Here is a 14,983-nt window from a genome sequence, read left to right on the forward strand (position 1 = left end):
TCATTCAAGCCATTACCCACTAATCATCGCTGAATCCGGAAGGGATAGTAGGTCCTGAGCCAACCCACCACCCCCGGAGACAACCCGCATGACCACTACCCTTCCCCTCACTGGCAAGATTGCCCTGGTAACTGGCGGCTCCCGCTCCATTGGCGCCGCTATCGCCAAGCGCCTGGCCGCCGACGGCGCCGCCGTCGCCATCACCTACAGCGCCTCGCCCGACAAGGCAGCTGAAGTGGTGCGCACTATCCAGACCAGCGGCGGCCGCGCTGTCGCCATCCAGGCCGATGCCGGCAACCCCGCCGCCGTGCGCGCCGCCATTACCGAAACAGTGGAATCCCTTGGCGGACTAGACATCCTGGTGAACAACGCCGGACTAGGCCTGGGTGGCGCCATCGACGAGATCGCCTTCGAAACCTACGAGCGTATGCTGGCCGTCAACGTCACCGGCGTATTCGTCGCCACCCAGGAAGCCGTGCGCCATATGCCGGCCGGTGGTCGCATCGTGCATATCGGCTCGTCCATGACCCACTACGCAGCCTTCCCGACCGCCTCCCTCTACACCCTGACCAAGGGCGCCATCGCCGGTTTCAATCGCAGCCTGGTGCGCGACCTCGGTCCACGGGGCATTACGGTGAACACCGTGCATCCCGGTCCCACCGACACCGACATGAACCCCGACGGGGGCCCGGTCAGCCAGATCGTCGGACCCGGTATCGCCATCGGCCGCTATGGCAAGCCGGAAGAAATCGCCAATGTGGTGGCCTTCCTCGCCAGCCCGGAAGCGTCGTTCGTCACCGGTGCCGACATCATCGCCGATGGCGGTTTCACGGCCTGAACCCTGGAGAACGCGACAATGAAAAGCATCGGAATCATTGGTGCCGGCGCAATCGGCTCAGCCTTCGCCAGGGCCCTCGCCCGCCAGGGCGTGGAAGCGGTGATCGCCAACAGCCGAGGGCCGCAATCCCTTGCAGAACTGGTCGGCGAACTCGGCCCGGGCATCAGGGCAGGTACGCGCGAACACGCAGCGGCGCAGGACATCGTGCTGGTGGCGGTGAACTGGTCGAAGTTGCCGACGGCCCTGGCTGGCCTGCCGGACTTCGCCGGACGCATCGTGATCGACGCCAACAACCCCATCGAAGCACCACTGTTCAAGCCGGTGGATCTGCATGGCCGGCTGTCCAGCGAGGTTTTCACCGACCTGGTGCCTGGCGCTCGGGTGGTGAAGGCCTTCAATCACCTGCAACCCCACTTGCTGTCGGGCAATCCGGCCAGTGAAGGCGGTCGTCGCGTGCTGTTCCATTCTGGTGATGACGCTGGTGCCAGGGCCGAAGTCGGCGCCTTGATCGAGCGCCTGGGATTCTGCGCCATCGACCTCGGCCAATTGGCCATCGGTGGCCGTTTGGTGCAATTCCCCGGTGGCCCGCTGCCGGCGCTCAACCTGGTGCGCTTCGGCTGAGGATCACGGGTTGCCGGGCCCCTGCTGGGGCCCGGCAACATGGCAGCCGCACCCGCGGCAGGGTTACCGACCCTGCAGTGCGAGGTACTCGTCAGTGGAAACCACCTTGGCGTAGCCAAATCCCAGGGCCGCCATGAACGCGGCGTGCACCTGCTCTGCCGGCACCACCTTGCCGTTGAATTCCAGATCCCTGGAGGCACAGGCATCGTGGATCACGGTGGCTGTGTAGCCGTAGTCGACTGCGGCGCGGGTGATGCCATCGACGCACATATGGCTCATGTTGCCGACGATGGTGACCTTCTCCACGCCATTGCGATCGAGCACCGCCTTGAGGTCGGTATCGCGGAAGGAATTGATGAAGTTCTTCAGCACCACGTGCTCGTCAGGCGTGTTGATGACTTTCTGATGGATCTGCGCGCCCTCGGAGCCAGGACGGAAGAATGGCGCATCCTGAGTCGGGAACTCATGGCGGATATGCACCACCAGGTCGCCGGCGCCGCGAGCACCGTCGATGACCCGCGCAGCATTGTCGGCCGCAGCATCGACGCCATGCAGCGTCCACAGGCCGCCGGGGAAATAATCGTTCTGGATGTCGACTACGATAACGGCTTGTTTGCTCATGATGTTCACCTCAGGTTGTGGGGGTGGAAACGTGGGGCCAAAGATGAACTTCGGGACGCGGGTTGGGGATCGGCGCGACCGACAAATTCGCAGGAAAAACTGACAATGAAGACCATGCTGGAGATCGGCCTCCTGCTCTATCCGGGCGCCCAGCTCGCGGCGGCCCATGGCCTCTCCGACCTGTTCACCGTGGCCAACCGCATGGCCACCGAGCACACCGACGCTGATCTGCCGTTGCTGCGGGTCAAGCACTGGACGGTCGTCGAGAATGGCGAAATCCGCTGCACCCATGACAGTCATCCGGACGCCGAGAGCGTGCCCACCGTGGTGATCCTTCCGCCCTGCCTGGGCGCCCTGCCTCCCACTGAAACCCTGCAACCTTTCGCCGACTGGCTCAAAGGTCAGCACGCCAACGGCGTCACCCTGAGTTCGGTGTGCGCCGGAGCCTTCGTGCTGGCCCAGACCGGACTGCTGGCTGGCCGCGTCCTGACCACTCACTGGAGCCTGGCCAAGGACCTCGTGCAGCAATTTCCCGAAGTGAAAGTGGATGCCGACAAGCTGGTGGTGGATGACGGCGACATCATCACCGCCGGGGGCGTGATGGCCTGGACGGACCTGGGTCTGGCCCTGGTCGATCGCCTCCTGGGGCCGACCATCGCCGCGGAAGCAGCGCGCTTCCTGGTGCTCGACCTGACCCGTCACTCCCAGCAGTACTTTCGCCGTTTCACTCCGCGCCTCACCCACGGCGACGAGGCGGTGCTCAAGGTGCAGCGCTGGCTTCAGCGCCACGACGCGCGCCAGGTCAGCCTGCCTGCCATGGCCGCCGAGGCCGGGCTGGGCGAGCGCACCTTCCTGCGCCGCTTCCAGCAGGCAACCGGACTACGACCAACCGAGTACTGCCAGCAACTTCGCGCGGCCAAAGCCCGCGAGCTGCTGGAACTGACCAACCGCTCCGTGGACCAGATCGCCTGGGAAGTCGGCTACCAGGACCCGGCGGCGTTCCGCAAGGTGTTCAACAAGATGGTCGGGCTATCGCCCACGGATTATCGGCGCCGGTTCGGACGCAGGAGCCAGGGGGAAACCTGAAGGTCATCCTGTCGAATAGATCCCGGTAGGGGCGAATTCATTCGCCAACCGGGCCGACGGTCCGGCCGCAAACTACTCGGGGGCGCTGCGCGCCCCTTGGCGAATGAATTCGCCCCTACAAGCGCCCAACCGCTTCAATCGCTGCAGTAGTCCCCTTCACAAGTTGGCGGCCCCCCCTCCCCGTCCCGTACTTCCACATCTCGATAAACGCCCAGCTCCGGGTCGAAGGTGCGAATCAGCACCTGCGGCTTTTCAGTGCTCACGCGGGGGAGCTGGGCATCGCGAAACCGGTGGTATTCGGGGACCACGACGAAGGGTTGCGGCGGCAGGTCGGCGAAGGGCCTGGGGGGTGGCGATACATAGGGTTGCAGCGGGGGGCTGGGGTAGTAGGTCGTGCCCAGATAAGGTCCCAGCCCGTAGTACGAATCGCCATAGCCGGCCCCCCAGACACAGGGCGCGACCACTACCAGCAACAGGATTCCGCGGCATCCCATGACGATGCCCTCCAAGGTGAATCCCCCAAGGTTTTCAGTTATAGCACCGGCCTCGCGGCCCGCTGTCCAATGCCTGTCGACGCTGATCGGAGAGGTGCTCCGCCATGTCCCGGCCCCGCCTGCTGCTCGTCACCCTCGCCAGCATCCTCGCCTATCTGGGCCTGGCCATCCTGAGCCTGGGCGGGTTCGCGGTCTTCTTCGGGCACCCGCCGCTGGTGGCCCTGACCCTGGTGCTGTTCATGCTGGCGGGCCTGGCGCCCTTCTCCGAGGGCAATCTCAGTAGCGGCGTGCGGGAAGACCGGCGCAACCGCTGGGTGCTCCCGGTGTTCGGTATCATCGGCCTGCTCAGCGCCTTCCTGCCGGCCTACACCGATCGGCTCGATGTCTGGACCTTCGGCGGCGACGGCGTCCGCTGGCTGGGCGTCTTGCTGTTCGCCGCCGGTGGCGCACTGCGGATATGGCCGGTGTTCGTGCTGGGTAACCGCTTCAGTGGACTGGTGGCGATCCAGCCTGGCCACCGCCTGGTGACCGACGGCATCTACGGGCTGATCCGCCACCCCAGCTACCTGGGCCTGATGATCGCGTCGCTCGGCTGGGCCCTCGCCTTCCGTTCCGGCGTCGGCCTGATGCTGGTGGCCTTGACGCTACCACCGCTGCTGGCGCGCATCCACGCGGAAGAAGCCTTGCTGCGTACCGAATTCGGCGAGGAGTACGAAGCCTATTGCGCGCGCACTTCGCGATTGATTCCCGGGGTCTACTAGACCGTTCGGCCCAGCAACTCGAACCGTGGGAACTCGCATCCTGTCAAAACACATGCAACCCACTGGCGCCCCGGTCCCCATCGGCGGATACCCAGGCGTTGAGTTTCAGGAGATCTGCAAATGATCACTCACTACAAGATCGGCAAGAACCTTGCCTGTGGACGACATGGCAGCAACCTGCTCGCCAGCACCGAACTGGCGCGGGTGAAATGCCGCAACTGCAAGAACACCGAGGTCTTCAAGGAGGCGCGCCGGGATGCGCGAAACGCCGCCCGACGCGCAGCTCGCCGGGCCAAGGTTGCCCGTGCGGCTAACGACTGGCGCTATTTCTGGGAAGAGAAACTGACCAGGATGCCGGGAAAGCAGCGCCTGCCACGGGGCTTCGGCGACCAGTCTTACGTCTGACTCCAGTGGGGCCAGATTCGGTCCACGCAGGATGCAGCCGAACTCAACCATCCAGCTTGAAACGCGCCCGGTAATCGCTGGGTGTTACCCCCAGACGGCGCTGGAAAGCGCGTCGGAAGCCATCGACGTTGGCGTAGCCCACCTCATCGGCGAGCCGTTTCAGGGGAGCGTCGGACTCTTCGGCCAGGCGCCGTGCGGCGTCAATGCGCGCCAGTTCGACGAACTCGGCCGGTGTGGACCCCGCCTCCTGCTTGAACACCCGGGCGAAATTGCGCTCGCTCATGCCGGCCCGAGCGGCCAGGGCCGGCACTCCAAGGTCGCCCTTCAGATTGGCCAGCACATGGTCCTGGATGTCCCTGATCACCGAGCGCTCGGCGGTCTGCGCCGCCAGGTGGGCACTGAACTGCGACTGGCCACCGGGCCGCTTGAAGAACATCACCATTTCCCGCGCAACGCGCAGCGCCAACTCGCGGCCGTGGTCTTCCTCCACCATGGCCAGGGCCAGGTCCATCCCCGCCGTGACACCGGCGGAGGTATAGAGGTTGCCGTCCTTGACGAAGATGCTGTCGGACTCGACCTGGGTTTCTGGATTCTCTTCCGACAGGCGTGCGCTGCTGTTCCAGTGAGTGGTCACCCGACGCCCGCGCAGCATGCCGGCGGCGGCTAGGACGAAAGCACCACTGCATACCGACCCGATCCGCCTGACCGAGCCCGCCTGCTGGCGCAGCCACTGATGCAGCGCCGGATTGCCGGCGATGTCATCGACCCGGGGGCCGCCCGCCACCAACAGAGTGTCGAGCTTGCCCTTGTGGGTTTCCACGGTGGAATCCACCGCCAGGCGCAAGCCATTGCTTGCCCGGAGCAGACCGGCTTCGGTACCTATTACCTCGACTCGATAGGCACGAGGATTACCCAGTTGTTTCGCCGCCTCGGTGAAGACGTCGGCAGGGCCGACGATGTCCAGTAATTGCACGCGGGGAAAGGCCAGCAGGGCTATTCGCATGGGTGTGTCCGTCACTGTCGAGAGGTTGGCTGAATTCGTCGCAACAAGTCTATTCCAGTCAAATTCATCATGGCAGAAGCTATCTCCAACGACAAATCCAGCCAACGGAGACCGCCATGACTACCACCTTCATTCCCCCGCTTGAGCAAGCCCAGGTCAAGCCGCTCGGCAGCGCCTCGATCAAGAACCTGCCGGTCAACCTGTTTGGCTCCGTCATGGGCCTGGCCGGCCTGGGACTCGGCTGGCGCCTGGCCCACCAGTACTTCGGCGTGAGCCCGCTGATCGGTGAAGCCATCGGCCTGTTCGCCGCGCTGGTTTTCGTTGCCCTTGGTGTCGGTTACCTGGCCAAGCTGCTGCGTCACCGCCAGGCAGTGATCAACGAATTCACCCATCCGATTGCCGGCAACTTCTTCGGTACCATCGTCATTGCGATCCTGCTGCTGTCGGTAGTCGCCGGCCCTTATAGCGAAGTGCTGGCCCAGGGCCTGTGGACCGTAGGCAGCGTGCTCACCGTGTTACTCGGTGGCCTGGTGCTGTCGCGCCTGTTCAATGGCAGGCAGGAATTGCAGCACGCTGTGCCGGCGTGGCTGATCCCCGGTGTCGCCACCCTCGATGTGGCGGTCACCGGCGGCCATATGCCCATGGCCTGGGCAGCCGAACTGAACCTCTTCGCAATGGCGATTGGTGCGGCCTTGGCGCTGATCTTCTTCACCAGCATCTTCCCGCGTCTGGTCCATCAGGAAGCGCTGGCCAAGCCCATGATCCCGTCGCTGATGATCCTGGTGGCACCTTTCGAAGTCGGCTTCCTGGCCTACACCAATCTGTTCGGGATCGACCGCTTCGCCGCCCTGCTCTTCTACTTCGGCCTGTTCCTGGCGATTGTCGTGGGCTTCAAGGTATTCCGCCGCGACGTGCACTTCGCCCCGTCCTGGTGGGCCATCAGCTTCCCCCTGGCGGCACTGGCCAGTGCGGCACTCAAGTACGCCCATGAGCAAGGCAGCCTGCCGCTGCAGCTGATCGCCTGGGCCAGCCTGCTGTTCCTCAGCGCTGCACTGGCCGTGCTGACCTTCAAGACCCTGAGCAGCCTGGTACGCGGCAAGCTGCTTGCCGGCTGAGAGACTCCTCCCCCACTTCGCGAGCCCTCCGGGGCTCGTTTTTTCTTCGAGTAGAGAGCCCCCGATGACCCCGACAAGCTCCTGGCTGATGCTGCTCGCCGCTGGCGTGCTGGAAGTCGCCTTTGCCCTGGGCCTGAAAAGCGCCAACGGCCTGCAACGGCCATGGATCCTGGCAGGAACCCTGCTGGTACTCAGCGGCAGCCTGGGTCTGCTGACCCTGGCGTTGCGCCATTTGCCGGTAGGCACCGCCTACGCCGTATGGACTGGAATCGGCGCAGTGGGAACCGCCCTGGCGGGCGTGATCTGGATGGGGGATTCCGCCTCCGCCGGCCGATTGGCCTGCATGGGGCTGATAGTGGGAGGGGTGATGGGGTTGCGCTGGTTGCCCTGAGGGACCGTCGCCGGGGAAAGCCCCCGGCGCGGCCGGTACGAGCTAGAGACGCCGGCGTTCGGCACTGATCTCCGCCAGGTCGGTGCGACGCAGATAGACCAACAGCACGTCGCACAGATTGAGGCGATCGTTGATGTTCTGTTCCAACAGGATCTGCAGACACTCGCGGCTCAAGGTCATGACCTGGTCGGTCTTCAATGTCCAGACGAACTCACAGGCCGGAACGATGCTGTCGTCAGGCACGTCCATGCCGAACGAATCCTCGCTGAATCGGACGATGTATTTACCCAGCTTGCGGTTGAAGCCGACAAAGCCCTTGAGGGCATCGGCGGCATTGCAGATATCGGCGGAGGTGATGCTCATGCTGTACTTCCCTGGTTGGATCGGCGGGTTGGGCACGCATGAAAGGCAGGAATATCCCCACTCTGCGCGGTGGGGTAGGCGGGCCATTCTGCCAGCCGCGAGCGACTTGGGGGATAGCGCCACGGGAGGCGCTTTGTCGCACCCGTGGCACGTCTTCGAGCCGTCAGCGCTCAGCCGCGACCAGCAGCATCATCGGCCGTTCGCGCTCTTCAGCGAGCAAGGGCATGACGGCGATGTCCTCGTCGGTGGGGCCCCATTCCTCTACATGGGCAATGCGAAAACCGGTGCCAATCAGAAGGTTGAGCAAGGTACCGAGGGTGCGATGCTGTTTGATCACGCCCTTGGCGAGCCAGTCAGTGACCCGTGGGCCTTCCATCTGGTAGCCATCGATCGGCCAGGTCTTGCGCCCTTTGCCATCGAGCACCCAGCCCGGGTTGGCGGGCGCCATGTAGATGGGATGCTCGATGGAAAACACCAGGCGGGAATCGGGTACCAGGGCGCGATAGACCTCTGCGAACATCCCGGCAAGGTTTTCCACATAGTGGAAAGCCAGCGAGCTGTAGGCCAGGTCGAAGCTGCCTTCAGGCAGGACCAGGTGTTCCAGGTCGGCCCGTTGGTAGAGAATCGCGGGATCGTCAGTGCTGTTCCTGGCCCGCTCCAGCATCTTCTCCGACACGTCCAGCCCCAGCACCTTAGAAGCGTCGTTCTCCCGTGCCCAGCGGCAGAACCAGCCGTAGCCGCAGCCGAGGTCCACCACGCGGCGACCTCGCATTTCCGGCAGCATGGCGCGCAGAGCCGGCCACTCCGGGGCGCCCGCAAGTCCGAATTGAGAGCGGCCAAGCTGGCCATAACCTTCGAAGAAGTCAGGGTTGTCGTAGATGTTCTGGGTCATTTTCCCTGGCTCCCTGCGAAAACCTCAGATTCTGGTGGCTCAGCGACCCGGCGACAAGAACGTCGGCGGGCCGACTCCGTCTCAGTGCGCCGGCTGCACGATGGCGTTGCCGGGCAGTGCCGGCAGTCGCGCCAGGTGCAGGGCCACCGCCACGGCAATTACCAGCAGACCGCCGATGAACAGGCCGACGCCCTGCCAGCCATAGTGATGCCAGAACAGACCACCGAGGGTGCCGGCGAGGCTGGAGCCAAGGTAGTAGCTGAACAGGTAGAGAGAGGACGCCTGGCCCTTCGCGCGCAGGGCGCGTCGGCCGATCCAGCTGCTGGCCACCGAGTGGGCACCAAAGAAGCCGAAGGTGAACACCGACATGCCGGCCAGGATCATCCCCAGCGGGCTGAACAGGGTCAGCACCAGGCCGCCCAGCATCAGCAGGATCGAGACCCAAAGCACCTTCCGCCGGCCCAGCTTGTCCGCCAGGGAACCAACCCAGGCCGAGCTGTAGATGCCGGTGAGGTAGACCACCGAGAGCACGCCCACCAGCGCCTGGCTCATGTGATAGGGCGAAGCCAGCAGGCGGTAGCCGATGTAGTTGAACAGCGTGACGAAGGCGCCCATCAGCAGGAAACCGGTGAGGAACAGCCAGGGCAGGCCGGCATCACGGAAATGCATGCGGTAACCCTCCACCAGGGTGGACGGCTTGAGCGGCTGCGGACGGAAGTGCTTCGACTCCGGCAGCACGCGCCAGAACACCAGCCCGGCGACCAGCGCCAAGCCACCCAGCACGGCAATTGCCGCGTGCCAGGACACGAAGTCCACCAGCACCCCGCTGATCAGGCGGCCACTCATCCCACCGATGGCGTTACCGCCGATGTACAGGCCCATGGAGAGGCCGAGATGACTGGGATGGATTTCCTCACTGAGATAAGTCATGGCCACTGCGGCCAGACCGCTCAGCGCCAGGCCCACCAAGGCGCGCATCAGCAGTACGCCCTCCCAGGTCGGCATGGCCGCGCTGGCCAGGGTGAACAGCGCCGCGGCGAGCAGCGACACCACCATCACCGGTTTGCGGCCGATGGCGTCGGATAGCGGACCGGTCACCAACAGGCCGAGGGCGAGCATCGCGGTGGATACCGAAAGGGCCAGGCTGCTCTGGGCCGCGGTGATGGAATAGGTCTTGGACAGCACCGGCATCATTGGCTGGATGCAGTACAGCAGCGCGAAGGTGGCGAAGCCGCCGGAGAACAGCGCCAGGGACGTACGCATGAACTGCGGCGTGCCCTTGCGGATGTAGGTGGATATCTCCGGGTCGTTGGCGGCGGCGTCCGGCAGTTCGTTGGCTGCATCACGGGCCGCCTCGCTAAACGCGGGCTCGTCTTCGGTCTTGAGTACTGCTTGGGAATTGCTCACGGGGCACCTTCGAAATTCTGCGGCGAGCAGGCACAACGAGGCCGTACCGCCTGGATCAGGGGCTGGGGATATTCGTTGTTGGGGTTATGGGCCGAAGGATATCGAGCGGTTTATATTATCTCCAATATATTGTTCGACACATTTGATACGTTTTAAATATCGAAGGATTTCCCCATGGAACTCAGGCACCTGCGCTATTTCATTGCCGTGGCCGAAGAGCTGCATTTCGGTCGGGCAGCCGAGCAACTGGGCATTTCCCAGCCCCCGCTGAGCCAGCAGATCCAGGCGCTGGAAGAAGAGATCGGTGCACGCTTGCTGGAACGCACCAATCGCCGGGTCGAGCTGACCGAAGCCGGTCGGCGCTTCCTCGATGAGGCTCGCCAGGTACTGGTGCAGGTGGACAAGGCGGTGCAGCTGGCGCGCCGCGCTCACCGAGGCGAACTGGGAGAGCTGAAGGTGGGCTTCACCTCCTCGGCGCCGTTCACCTCCACCATTCCTCGCAGCATCCGCGCCTTTCGCCTGGCTTACCCCGACGTGCACCTGGAACTCACCGAAGGCAGTAGCGCGGAAACGGTCAAGGCGCTGCAGGAAGACAGCCTGCAGGTGGGCGTGATTCGTCCCCTCAGCCTGCCGGACAATCTGCTGGCGGTGGAGCTGTTCAGCGAGCCGCTGGTGGCGATCCTGCGCGCCGACCACCCACTGGCCGCCGGCAGCGAAGAAGGCATCCAGTTCGGCGCGCTGGCGAATGAGCCCTTCGTATTCTTCCCGCGCACCTTCGGTACCGGCCTCTATGACCAGATGCTCACGCTTGCCCGCAATGCCGGCTTCCTGCCCCGCATCGCGCAGGAGGCCAGCGAAGCCATGACCATCATCGGCCTGGTATCGGCTGGGCTTGGCGTGTCGGTGCTGCCCGCATCGTTCCGCCGCACCCGTGTCGACGGCGTGGTCTACCGCACCCTGCTGGACCCCGGCGCCACCACTGCTGTGTGGCTGGTACGCCGACGCGACGAGCGCTCACCGCTGGCACTGTCGTTCATTGACCTGGTGACCCGTGAAGCCGCAGCCATCCGGGAACGCCGGGTGGAATAAACACAGGACTGGCGAGCCAAGGAAGACAAACGTGTAGACGCGAGCTTGCTCGCGAATAGTCCGAGCGCGATCTTTCGCGAGCAAGCTCGCTCCTACATGAATTCCGACTTCATGCTGCTGACAGCAGAATTCACGAGGGCATGTCACAACTCGAATCCCTGGTTCGTCGTGAAGGTGTAACCCCTTTCAGCCCCGAATGAGGAACACCAGATGAGCCCCGCAAGCCCCCTCAACTACCAGCAGGTCATCCCCGACGTCATAAACGCCATGGGCGAGGTGCACACGCCGCTGGATGCCCTCGGCCTCGAACGCAGCCTGCATCACCTGGTGCAACTGCGCGCCTCACAGCTGAACCAGTGCGCCTTCTGCGTAAAAATGCACACTCGCGAGGCGCGTGAAGACGGCGAAACCAGTGAGCGCCTGGATCGCCTGGTGGTCTGGGATCACTGCAACGACTTCACCCCGCGTGAAAAAGCGGCCCTTGCCTGGACCGAAGCGCTGACGCAGCTCGACCGACGCACCGACTATGCTGCCCTGCGCACCAACCTGCGCGAGCATTTCAGCGAAGTCGAAATCGGCGCGCTGACCGCCACCGTGGCGATGATCAACCTCTGGAACCGCATCCAGATATCGAGGCACTGACGTGACAACCGCCGATGCCACGGCTGTCTTCGAAGACAGTCGCCGCTACCTGCTGAACCTGGCCTACCGCATTCTCGGCTCGCGCAGCGACGCCGAGGACGCGGTACAGGAAACCTTCCTCAAGTGGCGCGAGAGCGATCCCGAATCGCTGGACAGCCCGCGCGCCTGGCTGACCACTCTCTGCACTCGCCACTGCATCGACCAGTTGCGCCTTGGCCACCGGGCACGAGTGGAGTACGTCGGCACCTGGCTGCCAGAGCCCATCCACAGCGAAGTCACGGAGTCCCCGGAAATCCTGCTGGAACTCTCCTCCTCGCTATCCACCGCCTTCCTCCTGCTGCTGGAACGCCTCACGCCACGGGAGCGGGCGGCCTACCTGCTTTACGAGATTTTCGACCTGGACTACCCGGACGTAGCCCGCGCCATCGGCGTGCAAGACGCGACCTGCCGCAAGCTGGTATCCCGCGCCCGCACGGGCCTGGCCGGAGGCAAGGTGCGCCACCAGCCGCCGCGCGAACGCCAGGAGCAATTGCTCGAAGCCTTCCAGGTGGCCATCGCCAGCGGCGCCACCGCCGGGCTGACCGCCCTGCTCTCGGAAGAGGTGGAGCTGTGCGCCGATGGCGGCGGCAAGGTGCCGACCCTGGGCCACATGCTGCATGGCAAGGCCGAGGTGCTGGCGTTCATCTTCGGTTCCCTGCGCGGCTACTGGAGCGACTACGACTGGTTGCCCACCGAGCTCAATGGCGGGCGTGGGGTGATCCTCGTACACGGCGACGAAATCGCGGCCTCAGTCACCTTCGCCTACGACGACGAAGGTCGAGTCAGTAACATCTACATCGTGCGCAATCCAGAGAAACTGGCGGGCCTCAGGACGCCCGACTGACAGTCACCTGGCCCCGATCCGACGAAACAACCCGACACATCTCGGCGTCGCCGCACGACGCCATTCGACGTTTTCTTCACATTCCCTCTGGCAATGTCCGGCCCTTTCGGCGGACCTAACTGGAACCAATGTGCCATCAGGTGATCTACTTGACCCCCGGCATCGTTCACCTCCAAAGGTGCCGCCCCGCCCTGAGTAGACCAATGGATGCTTGATCGCATGACCGCACAGGAACCTGTAGCCACCCGGCAGTCCTCGTTCAACCTGGACACCCCCACCGTCAAGAGCCACCTGGCCTTCACCCTGCTCAGCGCCGTCGCGTTGATGCTGATGTACACCCTGCTCCGGGTGGCATTGCTGACGTACAACAGTGACCAGATCGGCGATAGCCCGGCCTCGGTCTTCGTCGAAGCCTTCTATAACGGCCTGCGCTTCGACATGCGGGTAGTGGTGTTCGCCCTGGTTCCGCTGCTGCTATCGCTGCTCAGCGTCCCCGCCATGGCCGCCCGTGGCCTGCACCGGCTCTGGCTGACCTTCTTCGCCAGCCTCACCCTGTTCCTCGGGATCAGCGAGCTGGACTTCTACCGGGAGTTCCACCAGCGCCTGAACAGCCTGGTGTTCCAGTACCTGCAGGAAGACCTGGGCACAGTTGCCAGCATGATCTGGAACGGCTTCCCGGTGGGTCGCTACCTGATCGCCTGGGCCCTTGCCACCACCTTGCTGTACCTGATGTTCCGTGGCCTGGACCTGATCAGCCGTCCGCGCGCGTCCAGCGTCGTGAACACCCGGCCAAAAAACCGTGCAACCGCACCCTGGTTCAGCCGCGTGGCGATCTTCATGGTCTGCCTGGTGATCGCAGTGGTCGCCGTCCGTGGCCACCTGCGCCAGGGTCCGCCGCTGCGCTGGGGTGATGCCTTCACCACCGATTCGATGTTCGCCAACCAGCTGGGGCTGAACGGCACCTTGACCCTGGTAGACGCGGCCAAGAACAGCTTCTCCTCCCACCGCGACAACGCCTGGAAGTCCACGCTGCCCGAGGATGAAGCCCTGGCCACCGTGCGCCAGATGCTGCTGACCCCCAACGACAAGCTGGTGGACGCCGACACCGCCGCCATCCGTCGTGATTTCACCCCACCAGTTGAAGGCACCCTGCCGATCAAGAACGTGGTGGTGATCCTGATGGAGAGCTTCGCCGGCCGCTGGGTCGGTGCCATGGGCAGCGATGCGGGTATCACGCCCTACTTCGACAAGCTGGCCAAGGAGGGACTGCTGTTCGACCGCTTCTTCTCCAACGGTACCCATACCCATCAGGGGATGTTCGCCACTATGGCCTGCTTCCCCAACCTGCCGAGCTTCGAGTACCTGATGCGTACCCCGGAGGGTGCGCACAAGTTCTCCGGCCTGCCACAACTGCTCAGCACTCGCGACTACAACGACCTCTACGTCTACAACGGCAACTTCCAGTGGGATAACCAGTCCGGCTTCTTCAGCAACCAGGGCATGACCCGCTTCATTGGCCGCGAAGACTTCGTCAACCCGGTATTCATGGACAAGACTTGGGGCGTATCCGACCAGGACATGTTCGACCGGGGCGCCGCCGAGCTGGCGAAGATGCCCACAGACAAGCCGTTCTACGCCCTGCTGCAAACCCTTTCCAACCACACGCCCTATGCCCTGCCGGTGGATCTGCCGGTGGACAAGGTCACCGGCCACGGTGCCCATGACGAGCACCTGACCGCCATGCGCTACTCCGACTGGGCCCTGGGCCAGTTCTTCGAGAAGGCGCGCAAGGAGCCCTACTTCAAGGACACGCTGTTCGTGGTAGTGGGCGACCATGGTTTCGGCAGCGACAAGCAACTCACCGAGATGGACCTGTTCCGCTTCAACGTGCCGCTGCTGCTGATCGGCCCCGGCGTGCAGGAAAAGTTCGGCGACCTCAACCACACCGTCGGCACCCAGATCGACGTCGTGCCCACCATCATGGGCCGCCTGGGCGGTGATGTACGCCACCAGTGCTGGGGTCGCGACCTGCTCAACCTGCCGGAAGGCGATCCGGGCATCGGCGTGATCAAGCCGTCCGGCAGCGACCAGACCGTGGCCATTGTCAGCAGCGACCGCATCCTGGTGCAGCCCAAGGACTTCCCGGCGCGTCTGTACCAATACCAATTGGGTGCCGATGCCAAGGTCGAGCGCGTCCCCGGCGACAGCGACCCGCATCTGCAGAAGTACCTGGAAGCCTTCCTGCAAACGGCCACCGGCAGTCTGTTGAACAACACGGCGGGCGTACAGGACGCCAAGCAGAACCAGTGATGATCCACTGACGAACAGGCCCCGCTCGATGCGGGGCCTTTTTTTCCGGCGCCATTGTGGGA

The 14,983-nt window shown here is 64.1% G+C and carries 17 protein-coding genes; 11 read left to right on the forward strand and 6 right to left on the reverse strand.

The genetic code is table 11. The features are described from left to right. Positions 1–88 precede the first annotated feature (88 nt). Both SA496_RS17980 and SA496_RS17985 read left to right on the forward strand, forming a co-directional pair. Complete coding sequence (locus SA496_RS17980) at positions 89–838, forward strand: SDR family NAD(P)-dependent oxidoreductase (RefSeq protein WP_153917334.1); 750 nt, start codon at positions 89–91, stop codon at positions 836–838. Between the two features lie 18 nt (positions 839–856). Continuing rightward, positions 857–1,459: an NADPH-dependent F420 reductase gene (locus SA496_RS17985; RefSeq protein ID WP_330114240.1), complete on the forward strand. Its 603-nt coding sequence runs from the start codon at positions 857–859 to the stop codon at positions 1,457–1,459. Between the two features lie 63 nt (positions 1,460–1,522). On the opposite strand, the gene SA496_RS17990 is transcribed toward SA496_RS17985, so the two are convergent. Further along, entirely contained in the window at positions 1,523–2,080 is a 558-nt protein-coding gene (locus SA496_RS17990) for a cysteine hydrolase family protein (RefSeq protein ID WP_330114242.1), read from the reverse strand. Positions 2,081–2,185: 105 nt separating this feature from the next. On the opposite strand from SA496_RS17990, the gene SA496_RS17995 reads away from it, so the two are divergent. Further along, positions 2,186–3,166 carry a GlxA family transcriptional regulator gene (locus SA496_RS17995; protein WP_120649853.1) on the forward strand — a complete coding sequence of 327 codons (981 nt, stop codon included), beginning with the start codon at positions 2,186–2,188 and terminating at the stop codon, positions 3,164–3,166. Between the two features lie 134 nt (positions 3,167–3,300). Here SA496_RS17995 and SA496_RS18000 read toward each other — a convergent pair whose 3' ends face one another. Beyond that, the gene (locus tag SA496_RS18000; RefSeq protein ID WP_120649852.1) at positions 3,301–3,660 is read right to left on the reverse strand and encodes a hypothetical protein; all 360 of its coding nucleotides are present in this window, start codon (positions 3,658–3,660) and stop codon (positions 3,301–3,303) included. Between the two features lie 104 nt (positions 3,661–3,764). On the opposite strand from SA496_RS18000, the gene SA496_RS18005 reads away from it, so the two are divergent. Both SA496_RS18005 and SA496_RS18010 read left to right on the forward strand, forming a co-directional pair. Further along, entirely contained in the window at positions 3,765–4,421 is a 657-nt protein-coding gene (locus tag SA496_RS18005) for a methyltransferase family protein (protein ID WP_330114243.1), read from the forward strand. A 120-nt stretch (positions 4,422–4,541) separates the two neighbouring features. After that, a complete protein-coding gene (locus SA496_RS18010; RefSeq protein ID WP_120649850.1) occupies positions 4,542–4,826 on the forward strand; it encodes a hypothetical protein in 285 nt (94 codons plus the stop codon). A gap of 43 nt (positions 4,827–4,869) precedes the next feature. Here the strand turns inward: SA496_RS18010 and SA496_RS18015 are convergent, their stop codons facing one another. Further along, a complete protein-coding gene (locus SA496_RS18015) occupies positions 4,870–5,829 on the reverse strand; it encodes a GlxA family transcriptional regulator (RefSeq protein WP_330114244.1) in 960 nt (319 codons plus the stop codon). Positions 5,830–5,945: 116 nt separating this feature from the next. On the opposite strand from SA496_RS18015, the gene SA496_RS18020 reads away from it, so the two are divergent. Then, positions 5,946–6,944 carry an SLAC1 anion channel family protein gene (locus tag SA496_RS18020; RefSeq protein ID WP_330114245.1) on the forward strand — a complete coding sequence of 333 codons (999 nt, stop codon included), beginning with the start codon at positions 5,946–5,948 and terminating at the stop codon, positions 6,942–6,944. A 64-nt stretch (positions 6,945–7,008) separates the two neighbouring features. Further along, positions 7,009–7,335, forward strand: coding sequence for a DMT family transporter (locus tag SA496_RS18025; protein ID WP_120649847.1), 327 nt, complete (start codon positions 7,009–7,011; stop codon positions 7,333–7,335). Positions 7,336–7,377: 42 nt separating this feature from the next. Here the strand turns inward: SA496_RS18025 and SA496_RS18030 are convergent, their stop codons facing one another. The 3 genes from SA496_RS18030 to SA496_RS18040 form a co-directional block, all read right to left on the reverse strand. Further along, entirely contained in the window at positions 7,378–7,698 is a 321-nt protein-coding gene (locus tag SA496_RS18030) for a DUF2025 family protein (RefSeq protein ID WP_120649846.1), read from the reverse strand. Between the two features lie 163 nt (positions 7,699–7,861). Beyond that, positions 7,862–8,590, reverse strand: coding sequence for a class I SAM-dependent methyltransferase (locus SA496_RS18035; RefSeq protein ID WP_120649845.1), 729 nt, complete (start codon positions 8,588–8,590; stop codon positions 7,862–7,864). 81 nt (positions 8,591–8,671) lie between these two features. Continuing rightward, the gene (locus tag SA496_RS18040; RefSeq protein ID WP_280359633.1) at positions 8,672–9,997 is read right to left on the reverse strand and encodes an MFS transporter; all 1,326 of its coding nucleotides are present in this window, start codon (positions 9,995–9,997) and stop codon (positions 8,672–8,674) included. Positions 9,998–10,171: 174 nt separating this feature from the next. On the opposite strand from SA496_RS18040, the gene SA496_RS18045 reads away from it, so the two are divergent. From SA496_RS18045 to SA496_RS18060, 4 genes are all read left to right on the forward strand, one after another. Beyond that, a complete protein-coding gene (locus tag SA496_RS18045) occupies positions 10,172–11,086 on the forward strand; it encodes a LysR substrate-binding domain-containing protein (protein WP_120649843.1) in 915 nt (304 codons plus the stop codon). A 210-nt stretch (positions 11,087–11,296) separates the two neighbouring features. Next, positions 11,297–11,728 (forward strand): carboxymuconolactone decarboxylase family protein, encoded by a 432-nt coding sequence (locus SA496_RS18050; protein ID WP_120649842.1) that lies wholly within the window; start codon positions 11,297–11,299, stop codon positions 11,726–11,728. A 1-nt stretch (position 11,729) separates the two neighbouring features. After that, complete coding sequence (sigJ, locus tag SA496_RS18055; protein ID WP_120649841.1) at positions 11,730–12,611, forward strand: RNA polymerase sigma factor SigJ; 882 nt, start codon at positions 11,730–11,732, stop codon at positions 12,609–12,611. 219 nt (positions 12,612–12,830) lie between these two features. Beyond that, on the forward strand, positions 12,831–14,921 hold the full coding sequence (locus SA496_RS18060; protein ID WP_153917320.1) for an LTA synthase family protein: 2,091 nt from the start codon (positions 12,831–12,833) through the stop codon (positions 14,919–14,921). Positions 14,922–14,983 lie beyond the last annotated feature (62 nt).

This window comes from Pseudomonas sp. JS3066, from assembly GCF_036328175.1.
Taxonomy (GTDB): Bacteria; Pseudomonadota; Gammaproteobacteria; order Pseudomonadales; family Pseudomonadaceae; genus Metapseudomonas.

Coding starts and splice junctions, on each gene's coding strand:
- SA496_RS17980 (WP_153917334.1), top strand. CDS start 89: ATGACCACTACCCTTCCCCTCACTGGCAAGATTGCCCTGGTAACTGGC.
- SA496_RS17985 (WP_330114240.1), top strand. CDS start 857: ATGAAAAGCATCGGAATCATTGGTGCCGGCGCAATCGGCTCAGCCTTC.
- SA496_RS17990 (WP_330114242.1), bottom strand. CDS start 2,080: ATGAGCAAACAAGCCGTTATCGTAGTCGACATCCAGAACGATTATTTC.
- SA496_RS17995 (WP_120649853.1), top strand. CDS start 2,186: ATGAAGACCATGCTGGAGATCGGCCTCCTGCTCTATCCGGGCGCCCAG.
- SA496_RS18000 (WP_120649852.1), bottom strand. CDS start 3,660: ATGGGATGCCGCGGAATCCTGTTGCTGGTAGTGGTCGCGCCCTGTGTC.
- SA496_RS18005 (WP_330114243.1), top strand. CDS start 3,765: ATGTCCCGGCCCCGCCTGCTGCTCGTCACCCTCGCCAGCATCCTCGCC.
- SA496_RS18010 (WP_120649850.1), top strand. CDS start 4,542: ATGATCACTCACTACAAGATCGGCAAGAACCTTGCCTGTGGACGACAT.
- SA496_RS18015 (WP_330114244.1), bottom strand. CDS start 5,829: ATGCGAATAGCCCTGCTGGCCTTTCCCCGCGTGCAATTACTGGACATC.
- SA496_RS18020 (WP_330114245.1), top strand. CDS start 5,946: ATGACTACCACCTTCATTCCCCCGCTTGAGCAAGCCCAGGTCAAGCCG.
- SA496_RS18025 (WP_120649847.1), top strand. CDS start 7,009: ATGACCCCGACAAGCTCCTGGCTGATGCTGCTCGCCGCTGGCGTGCTG.
- SA496_RS18030 (WP_120649846.1), bottom strand. CDS start 7,698: ATGAGCATCACCTCCGCCGATATCTGCAATGCCGCCGATGCCCTCAAG.
- SA496_RS18035 (WP_120649845.1), bottom strand. CDS start 8,590: ATGACCCAGAACATCTACGACAACCCTGACTTCTTCGAAGGTTATGGC.
- SA496_RS18045 (WP_120649843.1), top strand. CDS start 10,172: ATGGAACTCAGGCACCTGCGCTATTTCATTGCCGTGGCCGAAGAGCTG.
- SA496_RS18050 (WP_120649842.1), top strand. CDS start 11,297: ATGAGCCCCGCAAGCCCCCTCAACTACCAGCAGGTCATCCCCGACGTC.
- SA496_RS18060 (WP_153917320.1), top strand. CDS start 12,831: ATGACCGCACAGGAACCTGTAGCCACCCGGCAGTCCTCGTTCAACCTG.